At 62.2% G+C, this 15,619-nt stretch carries 13 protein-coding genes; 1 reads left to right on the top strand and 12 read right to left on the bottom strand.

Features of this window, described 5'->3' with window-relative positions:
• Positions 1–13: 13 nt before the first annotated feature.
• Positions 14–2,311 carry a GH92 family glycosyl hydrolase gene (locus ACMAUO_RS00960; protein WP_420355139.1) on the top strand — a complete coding sequence of 766 codons (2,298 nt, stop codon included), beginning with the start codon at positions 14–16 and terminating at the stop codon, positions 2,309–2,311.
• Here the strand turns inward: ACMAUO_RS00960 and ACMAUO_RS00955 are convergent.
• From ACMAUO_RS00955 to dxr, 12 genes are all read right to left on the bottom strand, one after another.
• Positions 2,283–3,026 (bottom strand): ABC transporter ATP-binding protein, encoded by a 744-nt coding sequence (locus ACMAUO_RS00955; RefSeq protein WP_420355138.1) that lies wholly within the window; start codon positions 3,024–3,026, stop codon positions 2,283–2,285. The two genes, ACMAUO_RS00960 and ACMAUO_RS00955, sit on opposite strands and share 29 nt — an antisense overlap.
• Positions 3,023–4,039 carry a FecCD family ABC transporter permease gene (locus tag ACMAUO_RS00950; RefSeq protein WP_420355137.1) on the bottom strand — a complete coding sequence of 339 codons (1,017 nt, stop codon included), beginning with the start codon at positions 4,037–4,039 and terminating at the stop codon, positions 3,023–3,025. Before ACMAUO_RS00950 ends, ACMAUO_RS00955 begins: the two co-directional genes overlap by 4 nt.
• Entirely contained in the window at positions 4,036–5,064 is a 1,029-nt protein-coding gene (locus ACMAUO_RS00945; RefSeq protein ID WP_420355136.1) for an ABC transporter substrate-binding protein, read from the bottom strand. The genes ACMAUO_RS00950 and ACMAUO_RS00945 overlap by 4 nt, the downstream gene beginning before the upstream one ends.
• Before the next feature lie 663 nt (positions 5,065–5,727).
• Complete coding sequence (gloA, locus tag ACMAUO_RS00940) at positions 5,728–6,117, bottom strand: lactoylglutathione lyase (RefSeq protein ID WP_420355135.1); 390 nt, start codon at positions 6,115–6,117, stop codon at positions 5,728–5,730.
• Positions 6,118–6,119: 2 nt separating this feature from the next.
• The gene (locus tag ACMAUO_RS00935) at positions 6,120–7,004 is read right to left on the bottom strand and encodes an LpxI family protein (protein WP_420355134.1); all 885 of its coding nucleotides are present in this window, start codon (positions 7,002–7,004) and stop codon (positions 6,120–6,122) included.
• Between the two features lie 20 nt (positions 7,005–7,024).
• On the bottom strand, positions 7,025–7,879 hold the full coding sequence (gene lpxA, locus ACMAUO_RS00930) for an acyl-ACP--UDP-N-acetylglucosamine O-acyltransferase (protein ID WP_420355133.1): 855 nt from the start codon (positions 7,877–7,879) through the stop codon (positions 7,025–7,027).
• Positions 7,880–8,086: 207 nt separating this feature from the next.
• A complete protein-coding gene (gene fabZ / locus ACMAUO_RS00925; RefSeq protein WP_420355132.1) occupies positions 8,087–8,572 on the bottom strand; it encodes a 3-hydroxyacyl-ACP dehydratase FabZ in 486 nt (161 codons plus the stop codon).
• Between the two features lie 93 nt (positions 8,573–8,665).
• The gene (gene lpxD, locus ACMAUO_RS00920) at positions 8,666–9,739 is read right to left on the bottom strand and encodes a UDP-3-O-(3-hydroxymyristoyl)glucosamine N-acyltransferase (protein WP_420355131.1); all 1,074 of its coding nucleotides are present in this window, start codon (positions 9,737–9,739) and stop codon (positions 8,666–8,668) included.
• A 16-nt stretch (positions 9,740–9,755) separates the two neighbouring features.
• Complete coding sequence (locus ACMAUO_RS00915; protein WP_420355130.1) at positions 9,756–10,673, bottom strand: OmpH/Skp family outer membrane protein; 918 nt, start codon at positions 10,671–10,673, stop codon at positions 9,756–9,758.
• Between the two features lie 7 nt (positions 10,674–10,680).
• Positions 10,681–13,059, bottom strand: a complete 2,379-nt coding sequence (bamA, locus tag ACMAUO_RS00910) for an outer membrane protein assembly factor BamA (RefSeq protein WP_500862069.1) — start codon at positions 13,057–13,059, stop codon at positions 10,681–10,683.
• A 195-nt stretch (positions 13,060–13,254) separates the two neighbouring features.
• On the bottom strand, positions 13,255–14,358 hold the full coding sequence (gene rseP / locus ACMAUO_RS00905) for an RIP metalloprotease RseP (RefSeq protein WP_420355128.1): 1,104 nt from the start codon (positions 14,356–14,358) through the stop codon (positions 13,255–13,257).
• Positions 14,359–14,424: 66 nt separating this feature from the next.
• Positions 14,425–15,582 carry a 1-deoxy-D-xylulose-5-phosphate reductoisomerase gene (dxr, locus tag ACMAUO_RS00900; protein ID WP_420355126.1) on the bottom strand — a complete coding sequence of 386 codons (1,158 nt, stop codon included), beginning with the start codon at positions 15,580–15,582 and terminating at the stop codon, positions 14,425–14,427.
• Positions 15,583–15,619 lie beyond the last annotated feature (37 nt).

Genomic DNA, 15,619 nt, shown 5'->3' with positions numbered 1-15,619 from the left:
CCAAGGTCCATTCATGAAGCGTCACCCGGTCCTCTACTGTCTCTCCGCCACGCTGGCAGTCGCAATCGCCTTCCCACCGGGCCATGCGCATGCCGCCGGAGAAGCAACCGGGGGCCTGGCCGCCATGGTGGACCCGCGCATCGGCACCGGCGGGCCGGGACATACCTTTCCGGGGGCGACGATGCCATTCGGCATGATCCAGCCTTCCCCCGACACCGCGACGCCGGAATTTCACCATGCCTATGACTGGGCTGGCGGTTATCAGTACAATGACCCCACCATCATGGGATTTTCGCACACGCACTTCTCCGGCGCGGGGCACTCCGACCTCGGCGACGTGCTGCTCATGCCAATCTCCGGCGATGTCAGGATGGAACCGGGCGACCCGGCAAAACCGCAGAGCGGCTATCGCTCTCGTTTCAGCCACACGACCGAGGTCGAGCACCCCGGATATTACGCGGTAACGCTGGATGATTACGCAGTCCGCGCCGAACTCACGGCCGGCCCGCGCGTGGGCTGGCACCGCTACACCTTCCCCGCCGACAAGCCCGCCCATGTGCTGCTGGATCTCCGGCCCAGCATCTACGATTATCCCGGCAAGGTCCTGTGGACGCGGCTGCGGGTGCGCGAGGACGGCACGGTAACGGGCTGCCGCACCACACGCGGCTGGGCACCGGGGCGCACTCTCTGCTTTGCGATGCGCTTCTCCCGCCCGACGACCACCCGCATGCTCTACAACCGGGAAACCAAAGTCGCCTATCGCGGCTTTCGCGGACCGGGCAACGCACCGACGGACCAGAATGTGCAAAATGGCCGCGAAGTGGAAGCGGTCTTCGATTTCAGCAAGCTGAACGGCCCGCTGGAAGTGAAGGTCACGATCTCCCCCGTCAGCGAGACGAACGCCATCGCCAATCTCGATGCCGAAGGCCAGGGCTGGGATTTCGACGCCCGCCACGCCGATGCCACCGCCGCATGGAACCGCGCCCTGTCGGTCATCGACGCCTCCGGTACACCGGACCAGCGGACGCAGTTCTACACCGCGCTATATCACGCCATGCTCGCCCCGACCCTGAGCATGGATGCCAATGGGGAATATCGTGGCCCGGATCAGGAGATTCACAAGGCAGAGGGCTTCGGCTTCTACTCCACCTGGTCCACCTGGGATGTCTATCGCGCCCAACAGCCGCTGATGGCCTTGCTGCGCCCGGACATGAGCACGCAGTTCGTGCGTTCGCTGATCGCGGCCCAGCAGGCCAGCCCGGTGGGGGTCCTGCCGGTCTGGTCATACCAGGGGCTGGAGACATGGTGCATGACCGGCTACCATGCCGTGCCGATCATCGCCGACGCCTATCTCGCGGGCGTGCGCGGCTTCGACGCGGAGGCCGCGCTGAACGCGATGGTCGCCTCCGCCCGATCCCCCGTCTATGGCGACCTGACGGATTACATCAGGCTTGGCTACGTCCCGATCGACAAGGAAGCCGAAGCCGGCTCCAAGACGCTGGAATACGCCTATGACGACTGGTCCCTCGCCCGGATGGCGCGCGCGATGGGCAAGACGCATATTGCCGAAGAATTCGAAAAACGCGCCGGCAACTGGCGCAACGAATGGGACCCGAAGACCGGCTTCCTCCGCGCACGCCTGAGCACCGGTGCATTCCACATGCCCTTCGACCCCACGGCCGCGGCCTATGGCAGTGATTATACCGAGGGCAATGCATGGCAGTATCTGTGGTTCGTGCCGCAGGACGTTCCCGGCCTGATCGCGACCATCGGAGGCAACGCGACATTCATCTCCAGACTGGACGAGTTGTTCGATACGAAGGTCGATCCCGCGCAGTTCAAGAATGTCGAGGATATCAGTGGCCTGATCGGCTGGTACGCCCACGGCAACGAGCCCAGCCACCATATCGCCTATCTCTACGACTATGCCGGCGCACCATGGAAGACGCAGCAGCGTCTGCGCCAGATCATGGAGAGCCAGTACAACGCCCACCCCGACGGCCTGGCAGGCAATGACGATCTGGGCCAGACATCGGCGTGGTACCTGTTCACCGCCCTCGGCTTCTATCCCGTCGCCCCGGGCAGCAACGAATACACGATCGGCCGGCCGTTCGTATCAAAAGCGGTCATCCACCTGCCCAACGGCCGGACCTTCACCATGGTGGCCGATCATCTGGACGCGGAGCATCCCTACGTTGCGTCCGTCACCCTCAACGGCAGGCCGCAGGACCTCCTGCATCTGCACCATCGCGATATCCTCAACGGCGGCGAACTGCATTTCGTCATGCAGGCCGAACCGAACCGGCACTAACGCCGTACAGATCGGCAATCGCCTGTGCCGACAACATCTCGGCGGCCGGCCCATCCGCGACGATCCGGCCCTCACGCATCAGGATCGCGCGGCTGAAAATCCGCGCGGCCCGCAGCGGATCATGCGTCGTGGCCAGAATACCATAGCCCTCGGCCGCCAGCCGGCGCAGCAGATCGGACAGGCGCAGTTGCTGCCCGAAATCCAGGCCCGTCTCCGGCTCGTCCAGCACCAGCAGGCGCGCACCCTGAACCAGCGCCCGCGCAATCAGAACCGCCTGCCGCTCGCCCCCGGAGAGCGCGGCATAGGACCGCTCCGCCAGATGGCCAACGGCAAGCCGCGCCAGAGCCCGCTCGGCAGCCTCACGATCCGCCGCCGGCACCACCGGCGCCAGCATCGCCCCGCCGGCCAGCCGGCCCAACGCCACCACGTCGCGCACCCGATAGGGAAAGACAACCCCATGTCCCTGCGGCACATAGGCCAGATGGGCTGCCAGGGCTCGCCGCGTCATGCCCGCTATCGGCCGCCCGTCGAGCAGCACCCGCCCCGACAGGGGCTGCAACAGCCGCAGGACCAGCCGCAGCAAGGTGGTCTTTCCTGCCCCGTTCGGTCCCAGCAGAGCGACCATTTCGCCCCCCCTGATCGCGAACGAGATCCCCTCCAGCACCCCTCGCCCACCCCGCGCAAATGACAGGCAATCGACCACCAGTTCGGTCATTCCACCCACCCACGCCGGATCAGCCGCAGCACACAGAGAAAAACACAGACCCCAAGCAGATCCGCGATCAACCCGACAGGAATCTCCTCCACCGACACACACCGCGCCAGATCATCGCAAATCAGCAGAAATATACCGCCCAAACAGGCACTAAGCGGCAGTACCCGGGCGTTGCACGGCCCCGCCAGCAACCGCGCGACATGCGGCATGATCAACCCGATCCAGCCGATCATCCCCACCACGGAAACCGTCACCGCCGACAACACGGTCGCAACCGCGATCACCCCATAACGCAGCACACCGACCGGCACACCAAGGGTCCGCGCCTCATCATCGCCCATGGCCAATGCATCCAGCATGCGCCCGCAAAGCGTAAGCCCGACGATACCGATCGCAACCGGAATCGCCATCATGCCCACATCGGTTTCCGTCACCTGCGTCAGGCTCCCCAGGAGCCAAAAAACGATATCGGGCAATTGTTTATCGGGATCAGCCACATATTTCAGCAGCGACAGAAGCGCCGTAAACAGGGCCGTACTGACCAGTCCACCAAACACCAGCATCAGCATCGACACCGCATCAAACAGCCGCGCCACCCCCACCGCCGCCACAACGGCAACAGCGCCCCCCCCGAACGAGAGAAGATGCATGCCCAGAGACGAAGCCCCGGCCACGATCCCCAGCGCGGCACCAAACCCGGCACCCGCCAGCACCCCCAGCAATCCGGGCGACACCAGCGGATTACGGAACACGGCCTGAAAACCCGCCCCCGAAACCGACAGGGCGGCCCCCACAACCACCGCACCGGCAACCCGCGGCAAGCGCGTCGCCAGCAGGATGGAATGCAGCAAGGCCCTCCGCGCCTCCGGCATCGCGCCATCACGCCCCAGCAGCACGGCCATCAGTTCACCCAACGGCACCCGATACCGGCCCAGCCCCAATGACACCACGACCAGCGTCAGCAATCCCCCCAACGCCACCATCCACAGCGCACGCTCGCGCCATGCATTCATGGTGCGCTATCAGGCCCTTTGGCCGCCAGGATGCGCGCGGCATCGGAGGCAGGCAGGTCATATCCAAAAAAATCGTGGTAAAACCGGATCGTTTCCGACGCCATGTCGAGCTTCGCAAAGCGATCCGGATACAAAATCTGCGCTGTCCACAAAAGCTGGAGCGGAAATTCGACCCCATACCGGTCCCACGGGAACACACCTGCCGGATTACGATAGACCCGCCCCCCGCGCACGGCACGCAGCCCCGTCCACTGGGCGGCGGAAAGATCGAACCCGCCGGCATCGCCCCCCAGGATAATGATATCGGGATCCCAGGCCGCAATCTGTTCGACGGAAACCGGATGCATGTTGCCCGAAATATCGGCCGCGTTCCGCCCGCCCGCCCGCGTGATCCACTCGTCGATAATCGTGTGTGTGCCGTCGATCTTCAACGGAACCAGCGACTGGATATGCAACACACGCGGCCGGCGGGATTGCGGTATGTCGGCCACGGCCGCCGCCGCCCGGTCCCGCGTCGCATCAAGCATCTTCACATAGCGTCCGGCAACCTCATGCGCGCGAGGATCGCCCAGCACCTCCGCCGTCAGCGCCACCGCCTGTCGCAACGACGCCTCGTCGGTAAATCCCGCCTGCACCACCGGCAGCCCGATCCGCCGCATCGGCTCCAAAGCCGGTGAACCGCTGGAGACGAACGCGACATCCACCCCGGCATGGCGCAGCGTCTCCACGTTCGGCACTACCCCGACCACGCCGGCTGCACGATGCAACTCCGGCGCCACGCGATACATCCACGGCCGCGTCGTAGGCAGATCGTTGGTCACAGCGATCCGCGCGGCGGCACCCAACATGATGGTCACGGCATTGTGCGCGAACCACAGATCTGCGATCCGGGCCGGACGATCCGGGACGGTCACGCTCTGCCCCGCCATGTCCACTACCGTCCGTCCCTGCCCGAGCGCGGGCCAGACAAGGCACGAAGCCGCAGCAAGAAGCCACAGGGTAGCGCGTGGATCGTATCGTCTCATTCCCGGCCCTCTATCCGACAGCGAACTATATCCCGTCAGATAGATCCGTCACCCCCACGTTCACCGGCGGTCATCTGGTGCCTGAACTTTAAACAATCTTTTCATGAACGCGGACGGTCGTCCTGTATCACCCTTGCCCTGCTGGAGGACGAGCCACGATGACCTCAATCCGCACGGCCCTGATTGCCGCCTTACTCTCCGCCACGGCAATCCCACCATCGGCGATAGCCCAGACCGTGGCCCCCGGTCACCGCGACATCCTGCTGCAGACCGATCATTCTTGGAACAGCGTGCCTTATACGCATTATCCCACGACGCAGCCGGAACTGACGATAATCCGCCTGACGGTTCCCGCCCGCTCTACCCTACAGTGGCACAAGCACCCGTTCCCGAACGCGGTATATGTTCTGCAAGGCGCACTGACCATCTCCGACCGCGAAAGCGGAAATCGGTCGACGACATCCGTCATGGACAAGCCGGCGCGATACGCAGGCGGTCCTGCTGATCACCATGCCGGCACTCCAGACGCTCCCCCTCGGTGCCCGTAAAGGGCCAATTACCAGAATATTGAGCACCTGACCCGGCGCGATGGGTAGTGAGCACAAAAGAAAGCGTAGGAAACACGCGCCGGATTGCCACCTGCACATATGTCCAGACGCAAACTCAGGGTCGCTGGATCAGTTCGATCTTATACCCGTCGGGGTCTTCAACAAAAGCAATGATGGTAGTGCCGAATTTCACGGGCCCGGCCTCACGGGTGACTTTACCGCCACCAGCCCGCACAGCCTCAACCATCGTCGCAACATCGGGCACGCCAACCGCAAAATGACCGAATCCGGTGCCGACTTCGTATCCGTCGTCCTTACCCCAGTTATAGGTCAGTTCAATTTCCGCCTGGCCGGCATCGTTATCGGCATAACCGATGAATACCAGGGTATATTTGCCCTCAGGCACGTCACGTCGGCGCAGTTCATGCATACCTAGCAGCTTATAGAAAGCAAGGCTGGCATCGAGATTGTGGACACGCACCATCGTGTGCAGATAGGTAGCCATCGTCATTCTCCTGTTCGGGCGGCCGGCATGCCCGCCGCTCCGTCACCGATCCCCATCAGAAACAGGCCGGCTTCATCGGCGGCGGCGATGCAGGCCGCTGGATCGGTTATCAGAGTCGCACCCGCCTGAAAGGCGATGCCGCGCAGCCCCACCTCTGCCGCACGCCGGACGGTATCCGATCCAATCGTCGGCAGATCGGCGCGGCGATCCTGCCCGGGTTTGAGCATCTTGACCAGAACACCGCCCGGCCGACCCGATTGCCGGCATTCCCCGGCCCGCAACAGCATCCGATCGGTACCTTCAATCGCCTCGACAGCCAGCACCAAACCATCCTGCACCACGCAGCCCTGTCCGATGTCCAGCCGCCCAATCGCCTCGACTACATCCTGCCCGCGACGGATGTCGGCCAAAGCCCCTGAATCGGGCTTGATTCGCCCCAACACGCCGGAGCATCCAACCGAACCCGAGAGGAACTCATGGGCTCCATGAATAACAAAGCCTTCTTCGGCCAGCACGCGCACGATCGCCGCAAGCAATCCATCATCGCCCGAGAACAGTGCCCGTCCGATTCGCGCCATGATCCGTGCACCCGCCGCATCAGGGCGCAGATCGGAAAAAGACGGCCGAAGCACCGGCCCGATCAGGACCAGATCCCGGCACCCTTCCGCTCGCAGACAAGACAGGATCTCACCGGCGGCCGCTAGCCTGATATAACGATGCGGCCAGGGATCGATCACGCGCGGTTCAGCAAAATCCTGAAACCCGACGATGAAGACGCGATGCCCCAGCCTTTCCACGGCCCGTGCTACCTGCCCTGGCAGCGGGCCACCACCAGCCAGAATGCCTACGCAGTCTCCGGCCAATCGAGGGCCGTCACCGGCGACCATGCCGATGCCCTATCTGCGCCCTAAACCCCGTCCGACTCGATCGATGCCGCGCCACCGCCGGCAACCCGCACCAATCCGCGATGGCTGGGGGCTTCGATGAAGGCCAGGATCTCCGCCACCTTCGGCTCATCGCCATATTCCGCCCGCACTGCAGCCAGACGCCGGCTGAAAGCCGTCGATTCATCTTCCATCGTGCGGGGATAAAGCGCACGGAACGCACGGCGCAGGCGATGCATCTCTTCGGCCTGCACGCCGTTGCGTTTCAGCCAGATCCAATGCAGCCCAACCAGCCGGGCCCTGTTTCCCAGTACACTGCCATAGGGAATGACATCGGCCTCGACACCGCACACGCCACCAACTAGTGCCGCATGACCGATACGCACGAACTGATGCAGCGCCGCCGCCCCCATAATGCGCGCATGGTCGCCTATCGTGACATGCCCCCCCATGACGACATTGTTCACGATGATCACGCTGTTCCCCAGCGTGCAGTCATGCGCAACGTGAGAGTTGGCCATGATCAGGCAATCATTACCCACGCGCGTCACACCGCTGCCGGTCGCCGTACCACGATGGATAGTCACATGCTCGCGGATCACGGTCCGTGCTCCGATGACACAGCGCGTCGGTTCCCCCCGGTATTTCAGGTCCTGAGGCGCCATCCCGATCGTGGTGAATGGATAACAGACAACCCCTGGGCCAATCCGCGTATGGCCATCGACGATCACATTGGCGATCAGATGCACGCCATCCTCTATCACAGCGTCGGGACCAATCGAACACCATGGACCAATCCGGACCCCCTGCCCGATCCGGGCCCCGTCCGCGACGATCGAGGAGGGATGAATCTCGGCGGCCCGGCTTACGGAGTCCATTTGTGCCAAATCGGTCAATATGCTCTCCCACGGCGAGGCTCAGCCCGGAACCGTCTACATGCCAGCGCCCCGGATCGGCCAGCGTTCATCTTTGGCGCGGCGATATCTCGTCAAGCGCCGTGTACCAGCGAACCGGATATCGCATTCCACGCTGGGAGGGAACTATTGCCCGGCAACGGAACGTTTCAATCTGGCCTAGGGGCGGCTTCAGCCCATAATCATCGCGCTGAATGTCGCCTCTGCCACCGATACGCCGTCCACACGCGCAACGCCCTTGAATTTCCAGACATTGGCACGACTACGTTCCTTTTCGACATGGATCCGCAACTGATCGCCAGGTTCCACCGGGCGGCGGAACTTGGCTCCGTCGATGGTCATGAAATAGACCAGCTTGCCTTCAAAGGCCGCCCCTAGAGTCAATACGACAAGGGTTGCCGCAGTCTGCGCCATCGCCTCGATTATCAGCACACCGGGCATCACGGGCCGGGACGGGAAATGCCCCTGGAAATGCGGTTCACTGGCGGTGACATTCTTGATGCCCACAGCGGAAGAACCCAGCACAATATCGACCATCCGGTCGATCAGCAGGAATGGATAGCGATGAGGAATCGCCTCCATGATCCGCATCACGTCAATCGACTCAATACTGGTCGGGCTATCGCCCACCGCGGGAACCTCTACTTCTTTATTCACGTCGTCCGACCATTTTTGCTCAGGATGGCAGGTCCACCCGCCTTTTCATACGAGCACCTACCTATCCCGGTTGAATTCCGGGGGCCTGCTGTCTTAGGCCTCTCCTCCTCCCTCGCGCGGTGCCTTTTTCGCCAAGCGCCGCAACACTGCTACATTCCGAAAGAACTCCCGGAATGGCATCGCGGGGCTGCCGATAACGTCAGCCCCTGCTTCCACGTCCGACATCACTCCACATTGCGCACCGATCCGGGCTTTGGTGCCAATACGAATGTGGCCGATCAAACCGGCCTGGGCAGCAACGGTAACGAAATCGCCGAGTTCCGTAGATCCTGATATCCCAGCTTGGGAAACCACGATACAGCAGCGCCCCAAGCGGGCATTATGACCAATCTGCACTAGATTGTCGAGGCGCGAGCCCGCTCCGATAACGGTGTCCTGGGACGATCCGCGGTCTATCGTGGAGTTCGCCCCAACTTCGACACCATCCTCCAGGATCACACGCCCCAATTGTGGAACGGTCTCGAAACCGTCAGGACCCACCGCAAAGCCGAATCCTTCCTGACCAATCCGTACTCCTGCCAGCAATGTCACCCGATCACCCAGAAACGCGTGTGATACACAGGTATGGGCGCCGACTCTGCAGCGTGCGCCAATCCGCACCCCCTCACCGATCACCGCGTGCGAATCGATGCGGGTGCCCGCCCCAATGGATGCTCGCGCTCCGATTACCACGAAAGGACCAATCTGCGCCGACGGATCGACGGCGGCCTCCGTTCCAACCAACGCAGTTGGATGAATGCCCGGTACCACCGCTGGCACCGGATGAAATAGGCTGGCCACCCGTGCCCATGCCAGATAAGGCGCCTGGCAGACCAGCCCGACCGTACCCTTGGGCAACCGGTCGACAAAAGCTTGGCCCAGAAGCACCACACCGGCACGGGTCTGCTCCAGCAACGGCGCATAGCGGCGATTATCCAGGAAGCTGACGTCCTGCGGACCGGCTGATTGCAGCGGCGCTATGCCTACATACACCCTGTCGGAATCGATGCCCTCGTGCCCCACAATCCGGGCACCGGCACATTCCGCGAGCTTCTGAAGCGAAAACGGACCGCTCCGCTCGAAGAAGCGCTCGTCACCCGGCAGGGCGGCGTCGACCTGCCCTTCCATTCCCAGTCGCGCCTTCTCAGTGATGAGTCGCCGCGGGCGCAGCCGCAGCAGGAGCAGCAGCTTCAGGCGACGCTACCGGGGCGGGTGCCTCTTGCTGCTGACGTTCGACATCGGCGGTAGTAGGCATCGTGCCGGACTTCGCCAACACTTCGGGATCGACATTCGCCGCCGGGATGAATACCGTCGGCAACACTTTATTCAGTTGATCGGCAACCTGCTGGGTGATGTCCAGCCCATCTTGGCTCAAGGCCACCTGTTCGCGATGCAGGATCAAGTTCATTCCTCGGCTACTCGCAACCTGACGGATAATCTGAACCAGTTCACGCTCAATCTGTCCCAACGAGACCTGGGCCGCTTCCTGAACGATGCGATTGCGGTTGCGGAAATCGCGCTGCGCGCTGATTACACGCTCCTGCAAATGGCGCTCGCGCTGCTGAATCTGGTCGGAGGCCATGTTCTTCGCCTGGGCCTGCAACTTCTGCTGCTCGTCCCGCCAGCCGGCCTGCTCCTTCTGCGCGTCGCGCGCCAGTTCATCACGCCGGCCACCGAGCACGCGCTCAGCCTGCTGCGCAGCACTGGAGAGACGCATCACGTCGGACACGCTAATCACGCCAATCACTGGCACCGGCGGCGCGACGCCACGCGGAATGTCGGGCGACGGCGGCACGGGCGGCAGCGGCAACACTGGCGGTGTCTGGGACTGAGCCTCATCGCCATCGGCAGGGGCTGCGGGCATCGGAACCGGCGCGGTACGTGCCGGACCACGGGGGGCCGACGCAGCCGGGCCGGGCTGAGCGGTCTTGGGAACGAACCAGCCGGCATTTCCACCGGAGGGCGCGGCAGCCCCCTGCGCCCATGCTGGAGCGCAGGCAGCGCCGGCGCATGACAGCACAAAAGCCGCGACCAGAGCAGATACGCCACGTGAACGAAGCATTGTCACCTCAGAATTGCTGGCCGAAGCCGAAGCGGAACAATTGGGTCCGGTCGTGTTTCTGCTTCAGGACCGGAATACCAAGGTCGATATTGATCAGGCCGAATGGACTTTTCCACGCAAAACCTACACCAGTACTGACGCGGGGTGTCAGCGTGTCACCATAAACCGGCGTATAGCGGGGCATGTCTTGCGGATAGGCCGTATAGCGATTCCGCACCCGCAGACCGTCCAGCCCACCCATATCGACGAAATAACGGCCACGAATCCCCATATCCGCCCCGAAAGGCATTGGGAAATTAAGGGTGGCCGAGGCGGTATATAGGAAGCGGCCGCCGATGAAATCCTCCTGCGAGTGCATCGCATAGGACTGGCCATTCCACGTATAAGCCGGGATGCCCATGCTACGCGGCCCGGCGCCGCCGTCCAGGAAGCCGCGCAGCGTATTGCCGCCCAGATAGAAGTTATCGATGATATCGCTACGGCCGCCACCCCAATTGGCAATCTCACCTGCACCGGCCGTCAGTGCCAGTGTCCAGTCATGGTTACCCGTGAGGTCATCCATCGGAATGTAGTAGCCGAGATCGACCTTGCCACGCACATAGCGTTCGTTGCCGCCCAAACCGGCGAAATCACCACCCAATCTTACGACGTAACCGCTATGTGGCTGCATGCGATTGTCCCGAGTGTCGTACGTGATGGTCGTGCTGAGCTGTGACAGCAGCGACCATCCGGTTTGGTCGAGAACATACCAGGATGCATCGCTGTAGGCGTTGTCGACGTGACGATCCGTCAGCGTGTAGCTCCAAGACTGTGACAGACGGTTGGTATAGGCATAACCCATTCTCAGCGTGATGCCGTAACGCCCTTCTGAATAGTTCTGATAGGTCTGGTAATTGTTCTCGATGACAAACAGATCGACGCCGGCAACCAAGTTTCGGTTCAGGAAATACGGATCGCTGACCGACACGTCCGCCTGCCGCTGGTAATAGGCCATCGTACCGGAAATGCCGGCATCGACGCCCGACCCAAGCAGATTATGCTGCTTCAGGCCAATATTACCCAGAATGCCGACGTCGGTCGAATAGCCACCGCCTAGCGAAAATTCACCGGTCGGCTTCTCGACGACATTAACCGCCACGTTCGTCCGGTCAGGGGCCGAGCCCGGAGTCTGGTCAACCGAAACGGTACTGAAGAACCCCAGATCCTGCAGGATCGCCTTCGTATATTTCCGCTCGGTCGGAGTATACGGGTCGCCTTCCGACATCGGGATCTGGCGACGGATCACCGAATCCTGCGTAATCGTGTTGCCGTTGATATCAATCCGCTCGACATAGGCGCGCGGACCTTCGCTCACATCGAACAGCAGGTCGACGACACGCTTTTCAGGATTGCGTGCGATTTCCGGCCGCACCATAGCGAACGGATAGCCCTGTCCCTGCAGGATTTCCTGCATGTCGGTCGCATTATGCTGCACCGCACTGCCGTCGTACCACTGGTTCGCAAACAGTTCGATATATTTACGCATCGATGCCGCGCTGACATGCTTCAGCGACGAGCGGATATTCACCTTGCCTAACCGGTAACGCGGCCCTTCATCCACCGTGAAGGTCACATAGAAGGATTTGCGATCCGGCGAGAGTTCGCCCGTCTGGTTGCGCACCTGGAAATCGACGAACCCATTACGCAGATAGAATCGACGCAATAGTTCCGAATCATAGCGGATACGCTCGGGATTATACTCATCGGACGAGGCGAAGAACCGGTACCAGGCCGTTTCCTTCGAGGATATAACCTGGGCCAGCCGGGCCTCGCTGAACGCCTTGTTGCCGACGAACGAAATCTTGTGGATCAGGGTCTGCTGGGCTTCGTTGATCTGGAAGACCACATCGACCCGATTATGAGCCAGCCGGATGATCTGTGGTGTTACCGTGGCGGCATAGCGGGCCTTGCTGGCGTAAACCTCCAGGATCTTCTTGCGATCCGCTGCCGTGATCTGAGTCGAAAACACCGCGCGTGGACGCAACGCGATCACCTTGCGCAGATCCTCGTCCTTCGCGGCATGGTTACCCTCGAAGGCAATGCGATTGACGATCGGATTCTCGGCCAGACGCACCTGAAGCACGTCGCCCGCGCGATGCAGCGTCACGTCCCGGAACAGGCCCGTGGCATACAAGGTCTTCAGCGAACGATCGAGTTGGTCCTGATTGAACGGGTCGCCGGGCTGCACCACCATATAGGACAGAACGGTGCTAGTCTCGATCCGGTCATTGCCGGTGACTTGTATGGCTTCGATAACACCGCCGGATCGAGCCGCATGCGCCGCCGGAGCATGATCTGCCGCAACACCACGCCGAGCCTCGGCGGTCCCGGCGAGAAACAACGGCACGAGGCAAACCGACGCAAGAAGCGTTGAACGTTTAGTCGGCAAATTCGGCTTCCCCCAAACCAGACGCTCCGCGAACCAAGAACCGCACCACACGAACAGAGTCGTAGTGAGCGAGATCGATCATATCCGCTTGGCGGACGTATCCGAAATCCCCCCCCTCGCGCAAGCACCCGCATGCTCGGATATGCGAGTACGTCAACCGTTCAAGGACGCAACCCAGCGAAACAGGCCGAAATGCGACAGGTCATTAAATGTAGAAAAGAGAAACAGTCCCGCGATCACGGCGAACCCTGCCTGGAAACTGATATCACGCACGCGGCGCGAAACCGGACGCCCGAGCAGCGCTTCCAGACCGTAGAACACCAGCCTCCCGCCATCCAGTACGGGAATCGGAAACAGGTTGATCAACCCCAGATTGACTGAGAGCAGCGCCATGAACGACACGAGGCTGGCTGCCCCGTACTGCGCAACCTGCCCCGACATCTGAGCGATGCGCAGTGGGCCACCCAGATCCTTAGCGCTGTGCTGCCCGGTCAGCATCTGCCATAACCCGTCCAGCGTCTGGATCGTGAGACGCCACGTTTCCTGCACGGCTGCGCCCACTGCCGCCAAGGGCGACATCGGCTTGCCGACTGCCGCGGTAAACATCACCCCAAGCTGCCCTGTCCTGCCACCACTCTTGTCCGTCACGGTTCCCACGATCACCGGAAGCGTCACCACCTGATCGCCACGTCGAACGCCCAATTCGGTATGCGCGCCTGGTTCCGCGATAACGCGAGCCTGGATATCCGCCACATCCGAGACCGCTCGATCCCCGATCCTGACGATTACGTCATCCGGTTTCACTCCGGCCGCTTCGGCCGCGCTGCCTGGTACGACCTGGCCCACGACATTGCGGATCTCCGGCCGGCCAGCAAACATAAAAAGGCCAGCAAACAGTACGATAGCAAGCAGAAAATTAAATACTGGCCCAGCAGCGATTACGATCGCTCGCGAGAGCACCGGCTTATCATGGAAGGTGCGCCCCGGCAGCCAGGCCGCCATCTGTTCGGGCGTTGCCTCATCAGGCCCTTCGAACCCGTGTGGCTTGACGTATCCGCCCAGCGGAACCGGGCATAGCCGCCATTCCGTACCAACCCGGTCGTGCCAGCGTAGCAGGGGTCGCCCGAAGCCTATCGAGAAGACTTCGACATGCACCCCCCGCCAGCGAGCAGCCAAATAGTGGCCCAATTCGTGAATAAAGACCAACACACCCAGTACCAGGGCGAAGGCAAGAAGGGTCCGAAGCAACTCGGGCATAATGACGGGTCAGCTCCTCATAACGATATTGCCGATCCCATGTCCGGGGCGAGACCCCGGCATGGGTCATGCAGCGAGGGATGTCGTACGCAGATGGGCGGCACGACGGGCTTCCTCGTCCCAATGCAGCACCTCTTCAAGCGAATCAGCATTCTGGCGCCCGAGAGCCAACATCACCCCCTCCACCACCCGTGCGATGTCGAGAAACCCGATAGAGCCGCTTAGGAACGCCTCGACCGCGATCTCATTCGCCGCCGACAGGATAGTGGGGACGGCACCGCCGGCACGCAAGGATTCACGCGCCAAACGCAGGGCCGGAAAGCGCACCTCGTCCGGTTCCTCAAAATCCATTCGCCCCAGCGCCGCCAAGTCCAGCCGGGGCGAACTGGTCGCCATGCGCGCCGGCCAGGCGAGAGTGTGGGCGATGGGAATGCGCATGTCGGCCGAACCCATCTGCGCCACGATGCTACCGTCGGTGTACTGGACCAGTCCATGCACCACCGATTGTGGATGAACAACAACACCGATCCGGTCCTCGGTCAGCGCGAACAGGCGCGCGGCCTCGATTACTTCCAAGCCCTTGTTGAACATGGTGGCCGAATCAATCGTGATCTTGGCGCCCATTGTCCATGTCGGATGCTTCAGCGCGGCTTCCAGCGTGGCCTTTTCCATTTCGGCGAGCGTGGCCCGGCGAAATGGACCGCCCGAGGCGGTCAGCACGATCTTCTCCACCTCAGCGACCTGACGATCGGCCATCGACTGAAAGATCGCATTATGCTCGGAATCGACCGGCAGCAACGTGGCCCCAGCCTGTTCGACGGCGCGAAGCATGACATCACCCGCGCAGACGAGGGCTTCCTTGTTCGCCAGAGCGACAAAGCCACCATTCCGGACCGCCGCCAGGGTGGGCTCCAGCCCGATCGCCCCGGTAATAGCGGCCATGGTCCAATCTACCGGCCGCGCGGCGGCCTCGATCACCGCCTGGCGTCCGCCCGAGGCCGTAATGCCCGTGCCGTCCAGCAGCGCGCGCAGTTCCGGCAAGCAAGCCTCATCGGCGATGACAGCCTGCTCGGCCCGCAGCACCCGCGCCTGCTCGGCCAAGCGCTGGACATTGCGCCCGCCGACCAGCACCACGGTGCGAAAACGCTCTGGTGCCTGCATCAGCAGATCGACCGTGGAGCATCCGATACTGCCGGTACTGCCCAGAACGGTGACTGACTTCATGCCTCTTTCTTCCCTGCCGTTCGGCGTCGACACGCCA

Source organism: Gluconacetobacter brunescens, assembly GCF_048695475.1.
Classification (GTDB): Bacteria; Pseudomonadota; Alphaproteobacteria; order Acetobacterales; family Acetobacteraceae; genus Gluconacetobacter.
The sequence above is the reverse complement of the archived record's forward strand: the minus strand, read 5'-3'. Positions and strand labels throughout refer to the sequence as shown.

Coding starts and splice junctions, on each gene's coding strand:
- ACMAUO_RS00960 (WP_420355139.1), top strand. CDS start 14: ATGAAGCGTCACCCGGTCCTCTACTGTCTCTCCGCCACGCTGGCAGTC.
- ACMAUO_RS00955 (WP_420355138.1), bottom strand. CDS start 3,026: ATGACCGAACTGGTGGTCGATTGCCTGTCATTTGCGCGGGGTGGGCGA.
- ACMAUO_RS00950 (WP_420355137.1), bottom strand. CDS start 4,039: ATGAATGCATGGCGCGAGCGTGCGCTGTGGATGGTGGCGTTGGGGGGA.
- ACMAUO_RS00945 (WP_420355136.1), bottom strand. CDS start 5,064: ATGAGACGATACGATCCACGCGCTACCCTGTGGCTTCTTGCTGCGGCT.
- gloA (WP_420355135.1), bottom strand. CDS start 6,117: ATGGCTACCTATCTGCACACGATGGTGCGTGTCCACAATCTCGATGCC.
- ACMAUO_RS00935 (WP_420355134.1), bottom strand. CDS start 7,004: ATGGTCGCCGGTGACGGCCCTCGATTGGCCGGAGACTGCGTAGGCATT.
- lpxA (WP_420355133.1), bottom strand. CDS start 7,879: ATGGACTCCGTAAGCCGGGCCGCCGAGATTCATCCCTCCTCGATCGTC.
- lpxD (WP_420355131.1), bottom strand. CDS start 9,739: ATGGAAGGGCAGGTCGACGCCGCCCTGCCGGGTGACGAGCGCTTCTTC.
- ACMAUO_RS00915 (WP_420355130.1), bottom strand. CDS start 10,673: ATGCTTCGTTCACGTGGCGTATCTGCTCTGGTCGCGGCTTTTGTGCTG.
- rseP (WP_420355128.1), bottom strand. CDS start 14,358: ATGCCCGAGTTGCTTCGGACCCTTCTTGCCTTCGCCCTGGTACTGGGT.
- dxr (WP_420355126.1), bottom strand. CDS start 15,582: ATGAAGTCAGTCACCGTTCTGGGCAGTACCGGCAGTATCGGATGCTCC.